General features: G+C 60.1%; 18 protein-coding genes and 2 pseudogenes. 7 read left to right on the top strand and 13 right to left on the bottom strand.

Annotation, left to right across the window (positions count from 1 at the left end):
• Positions 1-277 precede the first annotated feature (277 nt).
• Genes queE through queC form a run of 3 tightly spaced genes read right to left on the bottom strand, consistent with a single transcriptional unit; the run spans position 278 to position 2,063 of the window.
• The gene (gene queE / locus NKI69_RS31895) at positions 278-1,012 is read right to left on the bottom strand and encodes a 7-carboxy-7-deazaguanine synthase QueE (protein WP_023735817.1); all 735 of its coding nucleotides are present in this window, start codon (positions 1,010-1,012) and stop codon (positions 278-280) included.
• Positions 1,009-1,365 (bottom strand): 6-carboxytetrahydropterin synthase QueD, encoded by a 357-nt coding sequence (queD, locus tag NKI69_RS31890; protein WP_023735818.1) that lies wholly within the window; start codon positions 1,363-1,365, stop codon positions 1,009-1,011. The genes queE and queD overlap by 4 nt, the downstream gene beginning before the upstream one ends.
• Entirely contained in the window at positions 1,365-2,063 is a 699-nt protein-coding gene (queC, locus tag NKI69_RS31885) for a 7-cyano-7-deazaguanine synthase QueC (protein ID WP_023766604.1), read from the bottom strand. The genes queD and queC overlap by 1 nt, the downstream gene beginning before the upstream one ends.
• Before the next feature lie 403 nt (positions 2,064-2,466).
• Between queC and NKI69_RS31880 the strand changes: the two genes are divergently transcribed.
• The gene (locus NKI69_RS31880) at positions 2,467-2,856 is read left to right on the top strand and encodes a hypothetical protein (RefSeq protein ID WP_352723296.1); all 390 of its coding nucleotides are present in this window, start codon (positions 2,467-2,469) and stop codon (positions 2,854-2,856) included.
• Positions 2,857-3,779: 923 nt separating this feature from the next.
• Here NKI69_RS31880 and NKI69_RS31875 read toward each other — a convergent pair.
• From NKI69_RS31875 to NKI69_RS31865, 3 genes are all read right to left on the bottom strand, one after another.
• Positions 3,780-4,034: a helix-turn-helix domain-containing protein gene (locus NKI69_RS31875; RefSeq protein WP_023735822.1), complete on the bottom strand. Its 255-nt coding sequence runs from the start codon at positions 4,032-4,034 to the stop codon at positions 3,780-3,782.
• Between the two features lie 519 nt (positions 4,035-4,553).
• Positions 4,554-6,374: a glutamine--fructose-6-phosphate transaminase (isomerizing) gene (gene glmS / locus NKI69_RS31870; RefSeq protein WP_352723294.1), complete on the bottom strand. Its 1,821-nt coding sequence runs from the start codon at positions 6,372-6,374 to the stop codon at positions 4,554-4,556.
• Between the two features lie 419 nt (positions 6,375-6,793).
• Positions 6,794-6,970 (bottom strand): class I SAM-dependent methyltransferase, encoded by a 177-nt coding sequence (locus NKI69_RS31865; RefSeq protein ID WP_352723293.1) that lies wholly within the window; start codon positions 6,968-6,970, stop codon positions 6,794-6,796.
• A 642-nt stretch (positions 6,971-7,612) separates the two neighbouring features.
• On the opposite strand from NKI69_RS31865, the gene NKI69_RS31860 reads away from it, so the two are divergent.
• A complete protein-coding gene (locus NKI69_RS31860; protein WP_352723292.1) occupies positions 7,613-8,257 on the top strand; it encodes a hypothetical protein in 645 nt (214 codons plus the stop codon).
• 954 nt (positions 8,258-9,211) lie between these two features.
• The gene (locus NKI69_RS31855) at positions 9,212-9,991 is read left to right on the top strand and encodes a Crp/Fnr family transcriptional regulator (RefSeq protein ID WP_352723291.1); all 780 of its coding nucleotides are present in this window, start codon (positions 9,212-9,214) and stop codon (positions 9,989-9,991) included.
• 490 nt (positions 9,992-10,481) lie between these two features.
• Here the strand turns inward: NKI69_RS31855 and NKI69_RS31850 are convergent.
• From NKI69_RS31850 to panB, 7 genes and pseudogenes are all read right to left on the bottom strand, one after another.
• A pseudogene (locus tag NKI69_RS31850) lies at positions 10,482-11,444 on the bottom strand (hypothetical protein).
• 156 nt (positions 11,445-11,600) lie between these two features.
• On the bottom strand, positions 11,601-12,002 hold the full coding sequence (locus tag NKI69_RS31845; RefSeq protein WP_245264243.1) for a DUF2285 domain-containing protein: 402 nt from the start codon (positions 12,000-12,002) through the stop codon (positions 11,601-11,603).
• A gap of 67 nt (positions 12,003-12,069) precedes the next feature.
• Positions 12,070-12,444 (bottom strand): transcriptional regulator domain-containing protein, encoded by a 375-nt coding sequence (locus tag NKI69_RS31840; protein WP_350314065.1) that lies wholly within the window; start codon positions 12,442-12,444, stop codon positions 12,070-12,072.
• Between the two features lie 22 nt (positions 12,445-12,466).
• Positions 12,467-13,099 (bottom strand): acyl-homoserine-lactone synthase, encoded by a 633-nt coding sequence (locus NKI69_RS31835; protein ID WP_023766595.1) that lies wholly within the window; start codon positions 13,097-13,099, stop codon positions 12,467-12,469.
• Positions 13,100-13,192: 93 nt separating this feature from the next.
• Positions 13,193-13,918, bottom strand: a complete 726-nt coding sequence (locus NKI69_RS31830) for a LuxR family transcriptional regulator (RefSeq protein ID WP_023735835.1) — start codon at positions 13,916-13,918, stop codon at positions 13,193-13,195.
• Positions 13,919-14,010: 92 nt separating this feature from the next.
• Positions 14,011-14,873, bottom strand: a pseudogene (gene panC / locus NKI69_RS31825) (pantoate--beta-alanine ligase).
• Positions 14,870-15,730 (bottom strand): 3-methyl-2-oxobutanoate hydroxymethyltransferase, encoded by an 861-nt coding sequence (gene panB / locus NKI69_RS31820; RefSeq protein WP_023766592.1) that lies wholly within the window; start codon positions 15,728-15,730, stop codon positions 14,870-14,872. Before panB ends, panC begins: the two are co-directional and overlap by 4 nt.
• Positions 15,731-15,902: 172 nt before the next feature.
• Here panB and NKI69_RS31815 point away from each other — a divergent pair, with 172 nt between their 5' ends.
• From NKI69_RS31815 to nadC, 4 genes are all read left to right on the top strand, one after another.
• The gene (locus NKI69_RS31815; RefSeq protein ID WP_023735838.1) at positions 15,903-16,871 is read left to right on the top strand and encodes an NUDIX hydrolase; all 969 of its coding nucleotides are present in this window, start codon (positions 15,903-15,905) and stop codon (positions 16,869-16,871) included.
• A gap of 67 nt (positions 16,872-16,938) precedes the next feature.
• Positions 16,939-17,913: a quinolinate synthase NadA gene (gene nadA / locus NKI69_RS31810; RefSeq protein WP_352723290.1), complete on the top strand. Its 975-nt coding sequence runs from the start codon at positions 16,939-16,941 to the stop codon at positions 17,911-17,913.
• Positions 17,910-19,451, top strand: coding sequence for an L-aspartate oxidase (locus NKI69_RS31805; RefSeq protein WP_352723289.1), 1,542 nt, complete (start codon positions 17,910-17,912; stop codon positions 19,449-19,451). Before nadA ends, NKI69_RS31805 begins: the two co-directional genes overlap by 4 nt.
• A complete protein-coding gene (gene nadC / locus NKI69_RS31800; RefSeq protein WP_352723288.1) occupies positions 19,451-20,305 on the top strand; it encodes a carboxylating nicotinate-nucleotide diphosphorylase in 855 nt (284 codons plus the stop codon). The genes NKI69_RS31805 and nadC overlap by 1 nt, the downstream gene beginning before the upstream one ends.
• Positions 20,306-20,390 lie beyond the last annotated feature (85 nt).

Genomic DNA, 20,390 nt, shown 5'->3' with positions numbered 1-20,390 from the left:
TCGCGGGAATCGGTGACGTTGAACATCACCAGCCTGCCATGACCGCCCTCTCTCAGCGAATTTGCAGAACTCTCAGCACACTACCCCCTGCCTGTCAGATCATGGTTGTCGGCGACAGCTCCCTTCGACCTTGCAAGGAGAATGCAAGGTGCCGTGCAAGCGGCTGACAACACTTGGGCCGGTGGCAGAAGTCCGCAAGCACCCCGGCAGCGCGGTCAACGTTGAACCACCCGTTCAGCCGAATATGCCGGTGCAGTTCCGGTGGAAAGGGCCTGGCCTAGACGGCTCTCTTGTTACCCCAGAGCATAACGTGCAGCTGCGGTAGCACGCGGGCTTCGAACCATTTGTCGCGGGTCACGCTGTCAACCAGCCACTCCATGCGCTTCAATATTCCGTCAAGGTCGACGGGCGCGTCATCATTTGCCGGGTGTGGCGGCGTGTGATTGCCGGGTTGCAGATAGATCGGAAGTTGCGGAAATTGCGCAGCGGCGTCTTTCGCGTAGGCGTAGTCCCTTTCGTCGAAAACAATGAGCTTGAGCACGATTTGGGGCTTGCCTTGTGCCGCCTGGAGGCACGCCTCGACAGCGGCCCAATCTGTCGTCATTTGGCTTGACGGCGGCTTTGGGCTGAGGATCAGCACGTCAAGGTGCGCAAACCAGTCCCTGGCAAGCGAACCTTGGGTTTCCAGCGCAAAACGGTAACCGTCACCATGGCCTCGGTCGATGAGCGCGCCGAGCGGCTGGATGGCCGGATTGCCGCCTGACAGTGACACCATAAGCGGGCGGCCACCGGAAAGCGCAAGCACATTTTTCCACACCGCGCCGACGGACATCATCTCCCATTCATGGCGGAATTGATTGTCCACAGCATGCAGGCTGTCGCACCAGGAACAGCGAAAGTCACACCCGCCGGTTCTGACGAAGATCGTCGGCAAACCTATGAGCACGCCCTCGCCCTGGATCGTCGGCCCGAAAATCTCGCTAACGCGGATTGCGGGATGCGTATTGGTCATGGCCGGTATTCCGCCCAGGTTTTCGGCGTTTCGCTCACCCGCACGGCCGCGGTTTCGCTCAGGCGTGCCTTGCACCAGTCGTAGAAATGTCTGGCCAGATATTCCGCCGTGACTTGCTCGTGTCCCAGCACGTCGTTGAGATGTCGGTGGTCGAAGCTCTCGTCGATGTAGCGTTTGAATGGCGCCAAATCGTGGTAGTCGCGCACGAAGCCGTGATCGTCCAGTCCATTCGCTGAAAGCTCCACTTCGACGATGTAGTTATGTCCGTGCAGGCGCGCGCATTGGTGATCGGGTGGCAATGAGGTGAGCTGATGCGAGGCTGAGAAGTGGAATTCCTTGGTGATGCGGAACATTACGCGGTGGTCCTTCGCAGCGCTCCGAGCCAGAAGTCGGAGTCCTCGTACTCGGTTGGGTCCGGGTGCCCAGCGATGTGGAACGCCTCACGCCGCTCGACGCAGGTCCCGCACCTCCCGCAATGACGCTCGGCGCCCTTGTAACAGGACCAGGTCTGCGCAAAGGGCGTGCCGTATGTGGCTCCATCCCTAACAATGTCCGCCTTCGTCAGGTTCACATAGGGTGCATAAAGGCGAATCTGCGCGTAGCCGTCGAGCGCGTGGTCCTGCATCATCTGGAAAGCATCGATGAAGGCCGGACGGCAATCGGGATAGACAATATGATCCCCACCATGCACGGCCGTCGCCACCGCGTCAGCGTCTTGCGCTGCGGCGAGGCCGAAGGCAATGGCCAACATGATGGCGTTCCGGTTGGGCACCACCGTTACCTTCATCGTATCTTCGGCATAGTGCCCATCGGGCACGTCCACATTGTCGGTCAGCGCGGAGCCGGAAAGGCCGCCGCCGATCTCGTGGATGTCGATGATTCGCTGCGGGACGCCCAGGCGCTCCGCGCAAAGGGTGGCGAAGCCCAATTCCTTCCTATGCCGTTGGCCGTAATCGAACGATAGCAGGCCGGTAAGCTGGTGCTCCGCTGCCACCTTGTGAGCAAGAGTAACGGAATCCAATCCGCCGGAGCAGACGACGAGAGTCTTCATCGTTGGGTCCTTGTTTTAACCGGGTAGGCTGCGACCGGAGATTTCTCTGCGCTCCAGTACTTCAGGAAAACCATTTTGTGAAGTGAACGGAGACCAGTTTCGTGCGCTTGCGTGCGGTGCGCAAAACGCCCTCGCGGTGAGCTGCAAGGACACGGACTGATGAGACGTCACGCTTCAGCGGAATGCTCAAGCGGCCGCTGCTCGCGGACAAAGTTCTCGACGAGCAGAGCCTGGCGGTTCCGAGCGCCGAGGGACGACACTGCAACGGTTGCAGGGTACAAGGAGCCCGGATGGCTTGCCGCAAAGATGACCGGCAAACCCTGAATAACCGGTGATGAGCCGACATCTGTGAACAAGCGGTGTGGTCGATTGCAATCACCCATGTCTTGCGCACAGGTACCTTATGTCAGTGGATGAACTGAACTTGATGGTTTTACAGATGGCAGTCGAAAGCGTCCGCTCGCTCTCGTTGAGCTTCGCTGAAAAAGCCGCCGAGATAGCCACCAGGAGCCGCGGAATCCTGCTTTTCGACGTGCGGATCGACGGTGACGCGCAGCTCCAGCGGGTCGCAGCCATCCGATATCACGGCGGCCAATTCGGCGTGCTGGCGTTGGATGTACACGGCCTAGTTACCCACTATTGCATCGTTAACGGTATGTTCTCACATTACATTGCGTCCTTGGAGAGCTGGCACAGGATGCCCCTGTCGATGCAGGCCAAGATGGATGCCAACGGCAATGCCCGTCTCTTCGTAGCCGCGTTGCGGGATGCCGGACATATGCTGGGCACCTAGCATTGGGCGAGAATGCATCTGTGAATTTTGCATGTGCGTCACTGCGATGGCGCCGGCATGATCGTCATGCTCCAAAACGGCTGCGGCCCCCGCGAAGCGGTCGCCGCGATGATGGTGATCAACGGCGTTGCATCGATGCGAGCGTAGACAGAGGTCTCCTCCTGGCATCGAGCGCATGCAAGGAGCTACGCAAGCGCAGCTGCATCAAGTATTTTGAAGGGACGACCTCATGCATGGAGCTTGCGCTGCATACGGGCGGCGCGAGCCGCGTTGCCATCCAGCAGAGAGGGTCTTGCGGTACTCTCAATGACCCGAGATCGCAAATGGACGTGGGTAAGCACCAGAACTGCAACACCCATGGTGGTCCGCTGGACTCGCTGGAGGAAGCACAAGGTGTCGGCGGGCAGAGCGCAGCGAGTGCCTACCTCGATCTTTCTAGAAGCGCGCCGGCAGCCTGGGCGGGGGGGCTTGGGGTTAGACTGCCGGCGCACGCCACTCACGAAGAGCGGCCCCTTTTCGTGGTTCGAACACCCATAGTCAACCCGGAAACGTCAGGATGCCCGCCATGTTATTTTCAGAGCGGCGCGATGCCGGCCATGTTGGCCGATTCAGCCTAGGAGTAGCCACTCTCGTAGGCCGAGTTGATGCTCAAGCGCCAGCATCGCCTCGCCGAACTACCAAGAGTTCGCCGTTACAATCCTTCGTCGCGAGCCGATGCCCTCGTGCACGTTTCGTAGCACTCCGGGCGGCTATATCGCGTTGTTGTTCGCGAGCCCATGTGAAGGGTTCCTGCATCGGAAAGTTGACGAGATTCTCTTGGCGGTACTGCGCCAGAGGCATCCCAACGGAATCAGCGTCTACAATCAGCCGCAAGCTTCACATCACAAGAGCGGTAGTCCACCCATTGCGGATCATCCGACTGATCAGGCGGCGTCCGAAATGTGCGACTCTGCCTCAAGGATTCCCACAGGTATGGAAAGCGATCTCGCTATCCGATCCCGATATCCCTTGTTGTACCTCAGACCTCGCTCGATGTTTTGAATTTCCTCAGCGGCAAGCCCGCTCGCGACCGTCAGGTCCTCGATCGAATACCCAAGGTGCTCACGATAAGCGCGGACGATGTGGGTCCCCTGCGACATAGCCGTCAAGACTGGTTCGGGAATGCGCGAATCGTTCATAAACATCTCCAAGAACATGGGAGCTCCCTCGGGAGATACCCCCCGGCGGCGCAGACCAAGCAAATCAAAAAATGGACGTCCATTCAGCCGGACCGGCCTCATCCATGGAATGGGCCGCCTGAATTAGGAGCTGGGTCGGAATATGGCGGCTCACCTCCTTCTAATCAAGAAAGCCAACGGCGAGAGTTATTCGCGAAGGATCGCAGGTCGGATGCGCTACAGCCGATCAGGCCATCTCAGGAGGGGGCCCTGGAACTCTGAACACCAACTCGAACTCCCGGTACGGACACTGCTTCCTTCGGCCAATCTCCACCGGCGGGGGAGCGAAAGACCCACTCTTGAAAGCCCCCGGCTGCGTGCTGACGTCGGCTCTAGGAAGCTCGATCGCCCTGTGCCCCGATCGACCGGCCGAAAAAAGGGATTCCAAATTCCAGCAAACACTGGTCATCTGGTTTTCATCCGGATCCAGACAAAGGGTAGCTTTCCATCGAGAGCTTCGCCATCTGTACAGGTTCACAATCATTCGACCGTGACCGATTTTGCGAGATTGCGCGGCTGGTCTACATCTGTCCCCATGAAGAGCGCCGTGTGGTAGGCAAGAAGCTGTATCGGCAGCGAGAAGATCATTGGCGCGATAATCTCGTCGACTACCGGCAGCACGAGCGTGTGCATGGTGTCGAGTTTCGATGCGGCTGCCCCATTTTTATCGGTGATGAGGATAATCCGCCCTCCACGGGCAGCCACTTCCTGCATGTTGGAGACGGTCTTGTCGAAAAAGCGGTCATGGGGCGCGATGACGATCACCGGCATGTTCTCATCTATCAATGCAATTGGCCCGTGCTTCAATTCACCCGCTGCATAGCCTTCGGCATGGATGTAGGAAATCTCCTTGAGCTTCAGCGCTCCTTCCATCGCTAGCGGGAAACTGGTGCCACGGCCGAGATACAGGACGTCACGACACTTTGACAGTTCGCGCGACAAGAACTCGATCTCCGGCTGGATGCTGTTGAGTACCTGGCCCATGACGCGCGGCAATTCGGCGAGGCTCCTGACGAGTGCCTGCAGCTCGCCTTCGGGGACGGTCCCGCGGGCTCTGGCGGCGCTGATGGCGAGTGCGGCTAGAACGGCAAGCTGGCAGGTAAAAGCCTTGGTAGAGGCGACGCCGATCTCCGGTCCGGCAAGGATCGGGAAGACCGTATCGGCCTCCCGAGCGATGGTCGATTCGCAGGCATTGACGATAGCGCCAATTTTCAGCCCACGCTCCTTGCAGTACCTCAACGATGCAAGCGTATCGGCGGTTTCGCCGGATTGCGAAATGAAAAGAGCCGCGGACTGCGGCGGCAAAGGGATCTCGCGGTAACGGAATTCAGACGCAACGTCGATTTCAACCGTCAGGCGCGCATAGCGCTCGAACCAGTATTTTCCGATCAGTCCGGCCAGATAGGCGGTCCCGCAGGCAGAGATCGCCAAGCTCGGAACCTTGGCGAAATCGATGCCAGGAACCATGTCGCGACCCTCTATGATGTTGATGTAACGACGAAGAGCATGGGCGACGACCTTGGGCTGCTCGTATATTTCCTTCTCCATGAAATGGCGATGGCTGCCCTTGTTGGCCAGATCGGCCGCGGCCGTGGAGATATGGCGCGGACGCTCGACGGGATGGCCGTCGATATCGAAGATATGGGCGCCCGAATTGCCGACAATGGCCCAGTCGCCGTCCATGAGATAGGTAATTTCATTGGTGAAGGGCGCAAGAGCGATCGCGTCGGAGCCCAGGAACATCTCGCCGTCGCCGTGACCGATCGCCAGCGGTGGTCCGTTGCGCGCCGCCGTGATGGTCGAGGGTTCATCTTCGAAGAGGATGGCAAGCGCATAGGCGCCCCTGACGCGTTTCAGCATGGCACGCGTGGCCTCTTGCGGCCTCATGCCCTCGCGGCGGTATCTTGCCAAGAGATGCCCAACGACCTCGGTGTCGGTGTCGGTCTGGAACTCGGCGCCATCCGCCGCCAATTCGTCCTTCAGCTCGGTGAAATTCTCGATGATGCCGTTATGGACGACGGCGACACCGTCGGTAAAGTGCGGGTGCGCATTGCGTTCCGTCGAGGCCCCGTGGGTTGCCCAACGCGTGTGGCCGATGCCGACTTTGCCGCTCAGCGGCTCTTCCTTCAGTCGCCTCTCGAGATTGACGAGCTTGCCCTCGGCGCGCCGGCGGTGCAAGGCACCGTCGATGATCGTCGCAACGCCGGCGGAATCATAGCCGCGATATTCCAAACCCTTCAACGCGCCGATCAACCGATCCGACACCGGCTGTTGCCCAACGATGCCAACAATCCCGCACATGTTCGTCTCCGCATTTTTGCAGGCAGCATCAGCCCACGCGAGACGGATACCCATCCGGCCGCTTTAAGTGGCGGCCTTGTAGTAGTATTCCATGATATTGGTACAATTGATTGTAGTGATCACTACCATCCACCCCATGGATAGGTCGGCTGCTGTGGGGGCCTAAAGTTCTATTCGCGCCTGACGCTTATGAGAATCGCAGACTCACCCGCGGCAGGATCACGGCCTCAGAAAGGCCAGCAGGCCTTGGACAGTGGACGGACGACCGGCCTGCGAGCCCTAGTCAGGCAGTCCGGCATGTAGAAGCATTGTGCCGCCGACTTCGGGATCGGCGATGGTCTGTCTCGGCGACAGCCTGAGTTCGCTTCGCGGGCCGCGCGGCTCGCCCAGGACCGTCGTCGTCTCGCGCGGCGCCGGTGTCAGTTGACGATGGCATAATGCCCGCCGGGGGCGAGCGCCTCGCGCACGGCACGTGCCAGCCGCGGTCGGTCCGGGACGCCATGGAAAGCGTTGGCCATGAAGACGAGGTCGGCGGGGCGTGACACCAGAGTAGCGAGTTCATAGGCGTCGCCGGCGACGAATTCGCAATTGGTCACGCCGGCGGTCGACCACCTCCATGCCCGGCTTCAGCCCGGTTGCCGCCAGCGCCATCTTCGCTGCGGTCCGGTTTGTCAGTGCTCGTTCCTGGCCTTGGCAAGAACACGAACTTCGGCTTCGGTCCGGAATGGCAATGTACCCCGATGGCGAAGGGCGGCCCGATCTGCGTCAAGCGCATCGCCGGGGAAGAGACGAAGTGATGGGCAACCCTCTCACAGTCAATTCGCGGTTGACTTATTTGTTCTCCGGCGAAGTGCGACAGCTGCTCGTATCCAGCAGCGTGAGCGATAGTTGATCAAATGCTGCCAATGAGTTTTGATACTGCAATCTTTAGACAGCCGCCTACCATGAATGTGCCATCGCGTTTCGGCGATCGAAGGAGCGAAGCCGGGTGTCCAGTCGTCACTACATATTCCCGGAGAACAGCGAACCTCTGCGGCTATCGCGGCGGCTTGTGGAGGGAATGATCTTCGGAAAGGACGCTCTCGCAATACGCCGGCACACGCCAGCGGGTCGTCTCGGTGATAGTTGAGAACGAAGGCACCGCGCCGAATCGGATTCTAGATGCCCAAGGAGCCTATTGGGTTTTCGATGCTGCGGGCGATATCCGAAAAGGCCTCACACGGTCGACTAGCGACATTATGAGCGCCACCTTCAATGATTCCGACAACAAGGGAACGGTGGTGGCACTTCAGCCAAAGCTCTCCAAGAAGAGGGCTGAGGAGGAGCACCGCTGGGTAGTGGGCAAGGCCGAACTCGACAGGATTGCCGCAGACATCTGGCCGAAGGTGAAGTCGGACAAGATGAGATCCGCGCAGGGGGTTTCGGTGAAGCGACCGCCGCTTACCTATGATGCTCGGCTCGCACTCGACGAGGCTACCGCAAATCTGTGGAAGATTTCGCACGCAGTAGCTGAACTTAAGGAGCGTAGCCTGAAGGGCTTTGCCCATGAGGCTGGTTCGAGAGGTGCCGACCGCCCGGAGCACGAACTTCTCTACCAAGCCATCGCCCAGGTGGCAGATCAGCGACTCGAAATTCTGCGACGTCGCAGGACCGGGAAAGGCGTCTGGTATGCCATAGTGGGCGTAATAAAATGGAACGGCGACCACGTAGGCCAGAGCGTAGCCAGGTTCCACGAGAAGTGCGAAGGAAAGCGTTCAGCTGTCGTCGCGGCGAGAAAGCTTCTCGCCGAACATGCCAGTGAATTCGCGGAAAATATGACTGTGGAGGCCGAAGTGCTGACTGACCTTGAATGGCAGGGCAGGCTCCGTGAAGTGGAAGATTGAGGGTCGCGCCATGGCGGGCTACTTGATTTCGGTGTCGCAGATGCGTGGCCAAAGACCGACACATGCTGCCAGGCATATGCATCTGCGGACGGGTTTGACTTTTGATATTGGGATAGGCAGGAAGGAAGGTCGCTTGCTGTACAGACGAGCTTATCGGCGAGGTCGAGAATCCTAGTACCGGTCAATGGTAGTGCATCCACAGCAGTCTGATTTCGACAGCCGTCGTCGAGCCGGAGTGCGCACCGGGGCAAAATCAAATGCTTCGGGCAAAAGCAGATGGACATCATTGGAGTGCAACACGAACGCGGCAAAGCTGCGCAGGTGATCATGGGCGGGCGATGGTAGCCTTCAAGGCCGACAAGCGGCAAACGCCCTGGGATCGTGTGCAGGGCAAGGTCGGCGGACCGGTTCCGAAGTGACGTAAGGAAGACAAGGCCGAGTGGCTGAAGCTCGACTGGTCGGCCGGGTCAAAACCTTGGGCTAAGCGAAGCTGCGACGCGCAAGGCTGCTGGATTTCTGGGAGGATAACAAAGAGCGCGGCCAGTCTCGAGCATATTGTAGGATTGTTACCGAAGCGGCGGCCGGGATGGACTCTCATCATTGTGGAACTACGTTTGGGATGATGGCACAGCCCTTTGAATCCGCCCCGGTAGGCGCTTCATATCAGCTGGTCGTGGACCACTATGAGGCAGCGGTTTCACTCCAGGAGCGCATTGTGACTCGCGCTCGACCAGTCGGCTTGTCAACGAAAAGCAATGACGAATTCCTGGAGTATCTGAATGCCGTGTTAGCGCGGGCGCGCCAAACCTTGGCTCGCGCCGATCAACGCAGTTAATCAAAAAAATGGGACATCCGGGGTTCGCAGGCATACAGTGTGCGATCGACGGCAACTCTAAGGGCGTCCGTCGGCTGTGAGCGATCAACATGCTTCCGCCCCAATAGGGAGAGGGAGCTATGACAGACTCCAGTTCACAAACTCACACTGCCGCGCAACGCGACACCCGCCAAAATTCCATCTATCGCAATTCGCTGCTGCTTCGAATGTGCTCGGCAGATTTGGCATTGCTGCAACCTCACTTGGAAAGCGTCTCCCTTGGACTGAAGACGCATCTCGAAGTGGCGGGGTCACCAATCAGAACCGTGTACTTCTTCGAGAGCGGTCTCGGGTCAGTGGTGGGCGAACTGCGGCCTGGTATTGAAGCTGAGATCGGAATCATTGGTTGTGAGGGCATGACCGGCTCAGCGCTTATCATGGGCGATGACCGATCAACGCACGATTGTTACGTGCAATTAGAAGCCCGCGCCTTTGTTATCGACGCGGGCCTCTTCACCAAGGCGCTTTTGACAAGCCCAACCCTGCGAACTTTTCTGCTCCGCTACGTTCACTACTTTCACCTCCAGGCAAGCTTCACCGCGCTCAGCAATGCCCGGATGAACATCGTCGATAGGCTCTCAAGATGGCTGGTGATGTGTGATGATCGCGTGGACGGAAACCGCTTGGCGATTACGCACGAGTTCTTATCAGTCATGCTCGGTGTCAGGCGGCCCGGCGTCACCATAGCGCTGCAAATATTAGAGGGGCAAGGTCTGATACGATCGATGCGAGGAGAGGTCGTTATCCTTGATCGCACGCGTCTGATTGCGCTGGCTGACGGGTCGTATGGCAGGGCTGAAGCCGAATACGCTCGGCTAATCAGCCAACTGCCTTGGCCGCAGGCGCCTGATCGCCAATGATGTGCTCGAACAGGGAGATGGCCGATCTCCTGCATTGAGGCCATGTCCGGGTAAGCCGCCTAAACAGAGCCTTCACCGCCGACGTTGCCGAGCATCAGATCCAAGACGAAGCTGTCATGCCGGCACCGCTGCATGCGCCGCCCCAGGGAAACCGCCCCTCGCATCCATTCAGGATTCCGAAGCACGATACGGCTGTGCACCACCTTCCGGCCACTGCAAAGGGGACCCGAGATGACTCGGTCCGTAAAGGAGGTTTTCGAAGAGCATCTGAGGCGATATCGAGGAGGATCTTGGGGCGCACTGCCGTCTAACCTCGATTAAGCAGGCATTCATGCGCTGGTTGGAGCAATGGCGAGACTCATTGCACCAGCCCAGTTCAAGGCATGTGCGGACAACCGCTTTGGGCGCCGAACAGATCGATTGGCGGCACAGCCTTATCTTGCCTCACAAGACTTGTGGTCCGGGAAGGCTGTTTCGGGACTTTTCGAAATCAGCGGATCACAGGCTCGCCATGGAAGCGGCGGCGTGATGGAGGAGAAACCCCGAAGCCAACTTCCATCATCAGCCGTGGCCTGTGCGCCGGCACGGTGCCCATATGGAACCCGAACGGATCCTCGACGAAACCGAAACCGGCCTCGCCGGTCAGCGTGACCGGGCTCTGCTTGCCGTACACGTCCAGAATCTCTTGCGCGGGATGGCCGACGACAAGCGTAAGTTGGTGCTTGAGGGCGCGGCGATCATGGCTGCCGCGGACATAGACATGCGGGCCGGTCCCCTCGTCGACGGGCACCAGATAGAAAAAGAACTTCAGCATCCGCCAGTCGTCCAGATCGAAGTGGTATTTGCCGAGCGAAGCCAGGTTCTTGTCGGCGTCCGACGCCTGGCCGGTCGGGAAGCTCCACCAGACGCGCGTTGTGATCAGCGTCGCCTGGCCGCCGAGATAGTGCGCGGCAATATCCATGAGCAGCGGATCGTTTTGGATGGCAACGGCCGAGTTACAGCCCAGAATGCGCTCGAAATAATGAATGACCGCTGAGCAACGGACGGCCAAACCGCGCCTCAGCCTCCGCATGCTCCGCCGGCATGAATTCGTGCCGAAACAAGGTGTGCACCTGGCGAATGCGGCTACATCTTCAGCCACCATTGTTGGCAGGACGAGGCCGGGAAAAAGCCCATCCATCCGCAGCGCGTCGACAACGTCCTGGCAATTGATACCGGCAAACATCGTGTCCTGGGCTCTTTGCGACCTTCGGACCGGCTTTGCACCACGCCAGTGCATTCTCCGTGCCGGCATGGTGCGCGCCAACATGAACATGGGCAGCCACGCCGGGTTCTCGCGAATATCCGACAGGTAGGTCGGAATGCGTACGGCTATGCGACGCAGCATGCTGCCGTTTCGCGCGATCGTCTCAAGGCTTGCCGCGCCGGCTTTGTCGGGGTTCATAACGGTCATCGGGATCCTCAAGGCATGAATGGCACTCATCGACGAAGGTTGGGTCCCAGTGCTTCGCCGCGGAAGAACTAGGCGCTTGCCACGTTTTGTGCAACGCACAATTGCACTCAGAAATGGAGGTTGCGCGTTCGAATAAGACAATCGCAACCGCCCCAATTACCTCAGGAACTGTCTGTAGCCGCCGCCCATCAGGTAGCGGCCACGTTGGATGGCGCGACGTACCTGATCGCGAAGATGGCCACCTGGATGACGCCAATCTTCTTCGACGCGGCGTGTCCCGAACAACGCAATGGCGACCTCCTGATGAGATGCTCCGGCAAGCGAGCCATCCAAAGCCTGGAGTACGATACGCAGACGCGCTCCGCGGTGTTCCGGCGGAAAGCAAGCAGCTGACAGGCGGGCGCAACCATTGACGTGGTTCAAGAACTGAAGGGCAGCGACATGGAACTTGAGGTGCTGCGGCTGAACGATCGCGTCGACATATAGCCGCAACGGGCGGAGGACGGACGCACCGGAAACGGCGATCTGCAGACTCCGGCAGTTCTCCCTCAGCAGCACGTGCTGCACGCCCGCAGCTGTCAGCAGGATGTCCTTGCAGCATGAGAGCGAAGAAAGGTGAAGCGGTTCAAAATCGTGGTCGAGCCCAAGCGGCTCCGCGGCCGCTCGTAGAATACAGGCGCAATCGCGCGGATCCCAAAAGACCCTCGCCGATGTAGCGTCCGAAAGTGGCGCGTCGGCGAAAAAGAAGGCTCCATTGTCTTAGGAGAGCTGATCCTGTCGTCAACTCGATTATCTGCATGTCGCCTTGGGGTCCGACAATGCAGGCGGACGGTGCCATTTTGGCGTGGTCGCGCTGGAATTGTGGATTGCGCCGAAGAAACTCCCAGGCCCAGCCAGTGCGTGGCAATCGTCTGGCATAGTGGTAAGCGTCGTGGCGACGCCAGTCCGGCCAGCATACAAGGCCGACCGTCGCTTCCTTGGACAGACCAGCATCCTTCATGGCTCAGGTGTCCACTATAGCGCTATGCCGACGGGCCTAGAACCGGTTGCCACAGTACCGGTCCAATCAGACGTCCCCTGCTGCGGATGCGCAAAAGGCTCGCGTGGGAAATCTCGAGAAACCCAGCCACCGCCTCCGTTTTGCCGACGCATTTGGGTTCTCCGATGCGCGACAATGGCCACGTAGCCAGGCGGAGGATCCGCTCCATGCGCGTATCCGTCACCGTTACTATCCGGGTCAGATCCTTGGCCAAGCCGAACTCGATCATGCCCGCGAAGAGCTCGTAGGTCGCCTGGGCCAGCCCGCCCGCAGCCTTGGGCGCCGACGGAGGAAGATCGAGCGCGAAACGACTGCTCTCCCATATGTCGGTGGTCGAGGGCACGACGTCAGCACCCAGCAGCACCGGGAAGGTGTCGCGCAACATTGTGGGTCCGGTGCTGGGCAGAAGACGCACGCAACCGCGAATTCGCCAGTCGGATCCTTTGAGGAGCAGATAGACGGGCTTCAGAGCATCAAACGAATCGGATTCCATCTGGTCTTCGGTATCAACTTCCCAATCGAGCCTTTCCTTGAACACCCGAAACCTGAGCCCGTGCATCTCTTTGAGTTCGCCTGCAAACTCGTTGTAAAAGTCTGGTGTTATCAGTTGCATCATGGTCGCCTCCATGTGGGATGTGTTCCCGCCATCGAAGGGCAAAGCTGACAGCGATGCAGCCTGTAGAGGTTTACAGGTATCGTGGCTGAAGAATCAGGATCTCGTCTGGCCGGAGGCAGCCATGCGTGCAACGGCCTGGTTGATCGTTCGAACGCCAAACTTTGCCTTGGCGTTTTCCAAGTGAAAAGTCACGGTGCGCTTTGAGACGCCGAGAAGCTGGCTGATATCCCAAGCCGACTTGCCGCGCGCCGCCCATTTCAGGCACTCGAACTCCCGCGGGGTGAGCGTTACACCATCCACCACGCGATCATCGGCGAGCCTGCGCCGGACGTGGATATGAAAGTTGATGGCCACCAGCTGCAATGCTTTTTCGTAACGTGCCAGTGACCGCAACAGAAGCGGACGGGACTCGTCGGAAGCAAAGGTCAAGGCAGCAAACCGGCCGAGATGATCATGCATGGACATCGTCAGGCCGCCGCAGATGCCAAACTCAGCCGCACTCTCCAGAATTTGTTGCTGCGAATTCGGCAGACAGTGCCGAGCGCGATCCACACCCCAATCGAATGTATCCCAGCCTTGCAGCCCGCGCAGGATGACAGGATCGAGACTATGGTACCGCTGTTGCAGATAACGTGATGTCCAGGATGAAGGATAGTTTGAAATCAATTGGGGGGCGTCGCCGGAGGCCGACGGGTAAGTGAAATAGGCGAATAGCGGGAAGTCGAAGCCGGCTGCAGCGGAGGCCATTGCCTCACAGAGATCGGCAGCATCAACACTTGCAGACAGTTGCTCGACGAAGTTCTCAAACACGCGATGCATTTGCCCTGTGCGTAACCTCCGTTCGCTCAATGCCAGGCAGAGACCTTGTTTTAAACGATCCCGGACGGATACAGCGCGTGCCGAGAACGTGGCTAATCTGTTGAACCAATCCGAAATAGTCTGACGTTGTCTATGAGGCGTGTGCCGCCGAGCCAGGCCGCGACAAGCAACCGTGCTGTCGATCAAGGCTTGTTATCGGGTGCAGATCTGCCTCCTCGCGAAGTTCCAGGTATTCGACCTCGCGATAGCCTGCAGCCAGAATTGCTGCGCGAGATTCTGCAAGCGTTGGCAGGACGGGTGAGCCGCGCCCAAGCCACTCAGCCGTCTTGAGCAGGACCGATGATAGCTTGGGAGCAACAGCGCGTTGCGCTGGCGAGAGCCGCACATTGCGCGATGATAGCGCAAGACCGTCGGCTTCACGGACTGTCGGACAGGCAACAATGGTGATTGGAATATCCAGATCCCGGGCCATGCGCCTGACCAGGTGAATTTGCTGAAAGTCCTTTTCGCCAAAGAAGCCGAAGTCAGCGCTGGTCTGCAGGAAGAGCTTGGTGACGACGGTCGCCACGCCATCGAAATGTCCCGGCCGGAAGGCACCGCACAGGCCCTCGCTGACACCGGACACCGAAACGGTGGTGGCGAAGCCCGCCGGATACATCTCCTCTGCATCTGGCGCATAAAGCAGGTGCGCGCCAAGCGGTGCCAGTTTGGCGGCATCCTCGTCCTCGGTGCGCGGATACGCGGCAAGATCGGCCTGGCTGTTGAATTGCTTCGGGTTTACGAAGAGCGTCACGATCACACGGTCTGCCTTCTCGAGTGCAGCGCGCACCAGGCTGAGATGGCCCTCATGCAGGACGCCCATCGTTGGCACCACGGCAATCCTCACGCCCTCGCGGCGCCATGCGGCGACGATTTCGCGAAGCTGGTCAGCGCTCCTGACGATCGGCACGCTCACGCTGCTTCTCCGCTTTTGGTGGCTTGCGTGTCGGCGGGCGTGGGCGCATCGGCAAACACGTGCTCGGCGGCCGGAAACTGGCGCTCCTTCACCTCGTGCGCATAGGAAGCGATCGCAGCCGCAGCCGCCTCCCCCAGTTCAGCATAGCGCTTGACGAATTTGGGTCGGAAGTCGCCGAAGAGGCCCAGCATGTCGTCGACGACGAGAATCTGGCCGTCACAGGCTGCCGAGGCACCGATGCCAATGGTCGGGGCCGCCACCTCCCCCGTGATCCGGCGGGCGAGCGCCTCAGGAACCTTCTCCAGGACGATCGCAAAGGCGCCCGCTTCGCTCACGGCAAGTGCGTCGCGCCTGATGCGCTCGGCATCCCCGCCCCTGCCCTGCACGCGGTAGCCACCGATGGTGTTGATGGCCTGCGGCGTCAAGCCGACATGAGCCATGACCGGCACGCCGCGTGCGGCGAGGAAGCCGATCGTCTCTGCCATCGTTTCGCCGCCTTCGAGCTTGACGGCCGTGCAGCCGGTCTCCGCCATGACGCGCGCAGCATTTCGGAAAGCCTGCTCTGGGCTTTCTTCGAAGGAACCGAACGGCAGGTCGACGACCATCAGCGCCTGCTTGATGCCACGGCGAACCGCCTGGCCATGCGTGATCATCATCTCCAGCGTGACACCGAGCGTCGAGGGCAGACCGTGGAGAACCATGCCGACGCTGTCGCCGACGAGCACCACATCACAATGGGGATCGACAAGCCGCGCGACTGGGGTGGTATAGGCGGTAAGGCAGACGAGCGGCGTCCCACCTTTGCGCGAACGAATATCCGGCGGTGTGATCGCCTTGGTATCACCAAACGCGCTCAATGGATCCTCCTTCCCCTACGTTACCAACCGCGGGTGTCGCCTTTCGCACATTTTTGTGCAGGTGCGAAGAGCAAAAAAATGGCCGTGCAGCTGTGGGGTGTTGACGTGCCGACAGGCGCGCTTACACTAAATCGATTAAGTGCCCCCCGAGCTGGCAAACCAATTCGCGAACATGGACGATCAGGCAATACGACTCAGGAAAGACAGAGCCGCCGTGAATGCCGACGACGTCAAAGTGGACCTGATCGCCTTTGTGGTCGCCGTAAACGACAGTGAACCCTGTGTCCTCACCATCGGCCAGGCGGACACCTTGCCCTCCGGTCCCTTTGCGCTTGAGCACCGATCGCTGCAATCCGGCTTGAGGGGGTGGGTCGAGCAGCAGACCGGCCATCGGCTGGGGTACATTGAGCAACTCTACACGTTCGCTGATCGGGATCGCATCGGCGCCGAGCGCCAGCAGCGCGTCATCTCCATCAGCTATCTTGCATTGACCCGCAAGGAACAGGCAGCGGGCCCGCCCAAGTGCGGATGGCAGAGTTGGTATGAATATTTTCCATGGGAGGACCATCGCTCCGGCACGCCTCCGGTCGTGCTGGATGTTCTGCGACCACGCCTGATTGAATGGGCAAACGGCGTCCGCGATGCGGCCACGCGACGTGAACGCTGGCAGCGGGCGACGATAGCCTTTGGCTTCGACGACCGCCTTTGGAACGAGGAACTCACGCTGCAACGCTATGAGTTAGTTTACGAAGCAGGCTTGGTCCAAGAGGCCGTAAGAGGGCGGGACGGGGCGCCCCCTCCGCTGGTGCCCAGCAAGTCCATGGTCGCCGATCATCGCCGCATCGTGGCGACCGGCATTGCGCGGCTGCGCTCCAAGATCAAATACCGGCCGGTCGTCTTTGAGCTGATGCCGACGGTCTTCACGCTTTTGCAGCTGCAGCGAACCGTGGAGGCGCTCGCCGGCAGGCTCATCCACAAGCCGAACTTTCGCCGACTGATCGAACAGCAGGAACTGGTCGAGGAGACCGGAGAGGCCACTACTGAGACCGGCGGCCGGCCAGCGAAGCTTTTCCGTTTCCGCCACGCCGTTCTCGACGATAGGCTCATCGCCGGGACAAAATTGCCGCTGGCGCGGGGTTGACATCCCTTATACTCACAGCAAGTATATGCTGGTTATTTTCAATTAGAGTATAAGCGGGAGAGGGTTGATGAGCGCCATGCTGCCTGCGGCCGCGTTGCTCTACGAGCGCGTCCGGCGAGTGATCCCGCCGATCGAATGGCCGGCTTTCGTCGACGATATCGAGGCGATCCTTGCACTGAAGCGCGAGCGCAACGCCATCATCCTGGCGCACAACTATCAGACGCCCGAGATTTTCCATTGCGTGGCCGACATCGTCGGCGACAGCTTGGCATTAGCCCGCACGGCTGCGACGATCGAGGCGCAAGTCATCGTGCTGGCCGGCGTCCATTTCATGGCCGAAACGGCCAAGCTCCTTAATCCGGACAAGACCGTGCTCATTCCGGATCTCAGCGCCGGTTGCTCGTTGGCGGAATCAATCACGGCAGAAGACGTGCGCTTGATGCGCCAGCGTTATCCCGGCGTTCCGATCATTACTTATGTAAACACGTCGGCCGAAGTGAAAGCCGAGTCGGATATCTGCTGTACATCCGGCAACGCCAAGGCGGTCGTCGAATCCCTTGGGGTTCTCCGGGTGATCATGCTGCCGGACGAATATCTGGCCCAGAATATCGCCGCCCAGACCGATGTACAGATCATCGCCTGGAAAGGGCATTGCGAGGTGCATGAGCGCTTTACACCGGCCGACATCCGCGAGTTGCGCGAAAGCCATCCCGGCGTGGTCGTGCTCGCCCATCCCGAATGCCCGCCCGACGTCGTGGCTGAAGCAGATTTTTCCGGCTCGACGGCTGCCATGTCCGACTATGTCGAAAGGCAAAGGCCGCCACGTGTCGTGCTGATGACGGAATGCTCGATGAGCGACAACGTCGCGTTAGCGCACCCAGAGGTCGAGTTCATCCGGCCCTGCAATTTGTGCCCGCACATGAAGCGGATCACGCTTGCCAACATCCGCACGGCGCTCGAGCAGAACCAACATGTCGTAACCATCGAACCCGGGATCGCCGTGCGCGCGCGGCTTGCGGTCGAACGGATGCTGGCAGTTTGAGCGCCGACCTCCGCAGCTTCTTCGGGCGTCCCATCATCATCGGCGGCGGCATCGCCGGACTGATGACCGCGCTTCAACTGTCGCCGGAGCCGGTGCTTCTTCTGTCAAGGTCGCTGCTGGGAGCTGACAATTCGAGCACCTGGGCACAGGGGGGTCTGGCTGCAAGTTTCGGCGAAGACGACGATCCGGCAATGCACCTGGCCGATACGCTTGCTGCCGGGGATGGTCTCTGCGACAGAGACGTGGCGAGCCGCATCCTCCAAGCCGCGCCCAAGGCGATAGAGGGGCTTGCGGCCTTTGGGGTTCCCTTTGACCGCACGCCGAAAGGATCACTGTGCCTCGGATTGGAGGCCGCACACAGCCGACGTCGCATCGTTCATGCGCATGGGGACGGCACCGGGCGTGAGATCATGCGTGCCCTGATCGCGGCTGTGCGTTCCACTCCGTCGATAGTTGTCGTGGAGGGCGTGGAAGCGCGCCGGCTGGCCGTGCGAGAGAATGCGATCCGGGGCGTCTGGGCGAGCTGTTCGATCGGACCTTTCTTCTTCGGCTCACGGCGGGTCGTCCTCGCCACCGGTGGCATCGGGGGACTGTTTCTCGACACCACGAACCCTTGGGGAAGTTGCGGACAAGGCCTTGCACTTGCGGCCCGCGCTGGAGCTGTCCTAGCCGACCTCGAATTCATCCAGTTCCACCCGACCGCGCTTGACGGCCCGGAACGCCCTATGGCGCTGGTCAGCGAGGCTGTCCGAGGCGAAGGTGCTGCCCTGATCGATGAAACCGGCCAGGCTTTTCTCCAGAGCGTGCCAGGGGCGGAACTTGCGCCTCGCGATGTCTTGGCCCGGGCCGTGTGGAACCATCTTGCGGACGGCCACCGTGTTTTTCTCGACGTCCGACAACGGCCTGGCCCGGCATTCGCTCGACATTTCCCGACAATCGCATCAGCCTGTCGTGGAGCGGGCATCAATCCCGCCCGCGATCTCATCCCCATTCGGCCGGCCCAACACTACCACATGGGTGGCGTTGCCGTGGACAGCTCCGGCAGAACCTCCGTCAAGGGGCTGTGGGCCTGCGGCGAAGTCGCTTCGACAGGACTGCATGGCGCCAACAGGCTCGCCAGCAATTCCTTGACAGAAGCCATCGTGTGCGCCCGCTGGGTCGCTGAAAGTGTCGCCGGGGCGCCTGCGCGCAGAACAAGGCCTGCGTTTGCCAACGTTTACCCACCGCCCGCTCCGATACCCGTGCGTGTTTTCCTGTCGCGCGCACTCGGCATCGTCCGGGATGGTGAAGGTTTGAAAGCAGCCACACGTGCCTTATTGCCGCTCGCCGAAAGCAAGGATGCGGTCTCGGATCCGGCGGCTGTCGGGCTAATGATCGCGGTTGCCGCCTTGTTGCGCGAAGAAAGCCGCGGCGCTCATTACCGGACAGATTTTCCTCATCATGCGACTGCCGCCCGACGGTCCGAAATCACGCTCGAAGCCGCCTTGGGCGCTGCGCGCGAACTCGGACACTCGCCAAGTCTCGAAGGGCCGAAGTGATGACACTTTCACCGCTACCCACGGTCGTGCTTGAGCCGCTTGTACGGGCAGCTCTTCTTGAAGATCTTGGCAGAGCCGGCGACTTGACCACGCAGGCCATCGTCCCGAAGGAATACCAAGCGGGAACCGTGTTGGTGGCGCGACAGTCCGGAGTTGTCGCCGGCCTCGATCTGGCGATGCTCGCTTTCCACTTGATTGATCCTGCTGTCGAAATCTCGGTGGAGCGCGCAGACGGCTGCAATGTCGTGGATGGAGAGATCATTGCATCAGTGGTTGGCCCGGCCCGGGCCATTCTCACAGCCGAAAGGACGGCACTCAATTTTTTGTGCCATCTGAGCGGCATCGCCACGGCAACGGCATCGATCGTCGCTGCGGTTCGTGGGTATGGCGCGAAGATCGTCTGCACCCGCAAGACGACGCCCGGATTGCGGGCAGTCGAAAAGTATGCCGTGCGCGCAGGTGGCGGGTCCAATCACCGCTTCGGTCTGGACGATGCAATTTTGATCAAGGACAACCACATCGCCATCGCAGGCGGCGTCCGCCCAGTGCTCGAGCGAGCACGAAGAGCGGCCGGTCATCTCGTCAAGATCGAAGTCGAGGTCGATACTCTGGCCCAGTTGGAGGAGGTACTTGGCTTCGCTCCCGATGCGGTTCTGCTCGACAACATGTCCCTCCCCGATCTTCGCCGCGCCGTCGCAATGGTCGGTGGCCGCGCTATCACCGAGGCTTCTGGCGGGATCACGTCCCATACAGCGCGGGCGGTTGCCGCGACCGGCGTTGATCTGATTTCGGTCGGACGACTCATCCACAGCGCGCCGATCCTGGATATCGGCCTCGACCATCGGGGCTCATGATTGTCTGAGTCAGGATTGGGTCAACTGTCCTCTCCGATCGTCAACAGTCAGATAGCAAAGACCCCGCAAGACAGACCGGAGGAAC

The organism is Mesorhizobium sp. M0491, from assembly GCF_040321265.1.
Classification (GTDB): domain Bacteria; phylum Pseudomonadota; class Alphaproteobacteria; order Rhizobiales; family Rhizobiaceae; genus Mesorhizobium.
The sequence above is the reverse complement of the archived record's forward strand: the minus strand, read 5'-3'. Positions and strand labels throughout refer to the sequence as shown.

Bases quoted from the DNA above. Each gene is read 5' to 3' on its own strand.
- NKI69_RS31830 (WP_023735835.1), bottom strand. From the start codon at position 13,918: ATGCATCGCGTGTTTGAGAACTTCGTCGAGCAACTGTCTGCAAGTGTT.
- glmS (WP_352723294.1), bottom strand. From the start codon at position 6,374: ATGTGCGGGATTGTTGGCATCGTTGGGCAACAGCCGGTGTCGGATCGG.
- NKI69_RS31840 (WP_350314065.1), bottom strand. From the start codon at position 12,444: ATGAAGGATGCTGGTCTGTCCAAGGAAGCGACGGTCGGCCTTGTATGC.
- NKI69_RS31815 (WP_023735838.1), top strand. From the start codon at position 15,903: ATGGACGATCAGGCAATACGACTCAGGAAAGACAGAGCCGCCGTGAAT.
- nadC (WP_352723288.1), top strand. From the start codon at position 19,451: ATGACACTTTCACCGCTACCCACGGTCGTGCTTGAGCCGCTTGTACGG.
- NKI69_RS31875 (WP_023735822.1), bottom strand. From the start codon at position 4,034: ATGAACGATTCGCGCATTCCCGAACCAGTCTTGACGGCTATGTCGCAG.
- queD (WP_023735818.1), bottom strand. From the start codon at position 1,365: ATGTTCCGCATCACCAAGGAATTCCACTTCTCAGCCTCGCATCAGCTC.
- nadA (WP_352723290.1), top strand. From the start codon at position 16,939: ATGAGCGCCATGCTGCCTGCGGCCGCGTTGCTCTACGAGCGCGTCCGG.
- NKI69_RS31855 (WP_352723291.1), top strand. From the start codon at position 9,212: ATGACAGACTCCAGTTCACAAACTCACACTGCCGCGCAACGCGACACC.
- queC (WP_023766604.1), bottom strand. From the start codon at position 2,063: ATGAAGACTCTCGTCGTCTGCTCCGGCGGATTGGATTCCGTTACTCTT.
- queE (WP_023735817.1), bottom strand. From the start codon at position 1,012: ATGACCAATACGCATCCCGCAATCCGCGTTAGCGAGATTTTCGGGCCG.
- NKI69_RS31860 (WP_352723292.1), top strand. From the start codon at position 7,613: ATGAGCGCCACCTTCAATGATTCCGACAACAAGGGAACGGTGGTGGCA.
- NKI69_RS31880 (WP_352723296.1), top strand. From the start codon at position 2,467: ATGTCAGTGGATGAACTGAACTTGATGGTTTTACAGATGGCAGTCGAA.
- NKI69_RS31835 (WP_023766595.1), bottom strand. From the start codon at position 13,099: ATGATGCAACTGATAACACCAGACTTTTACAACGAGTTTGCAGGCGAA.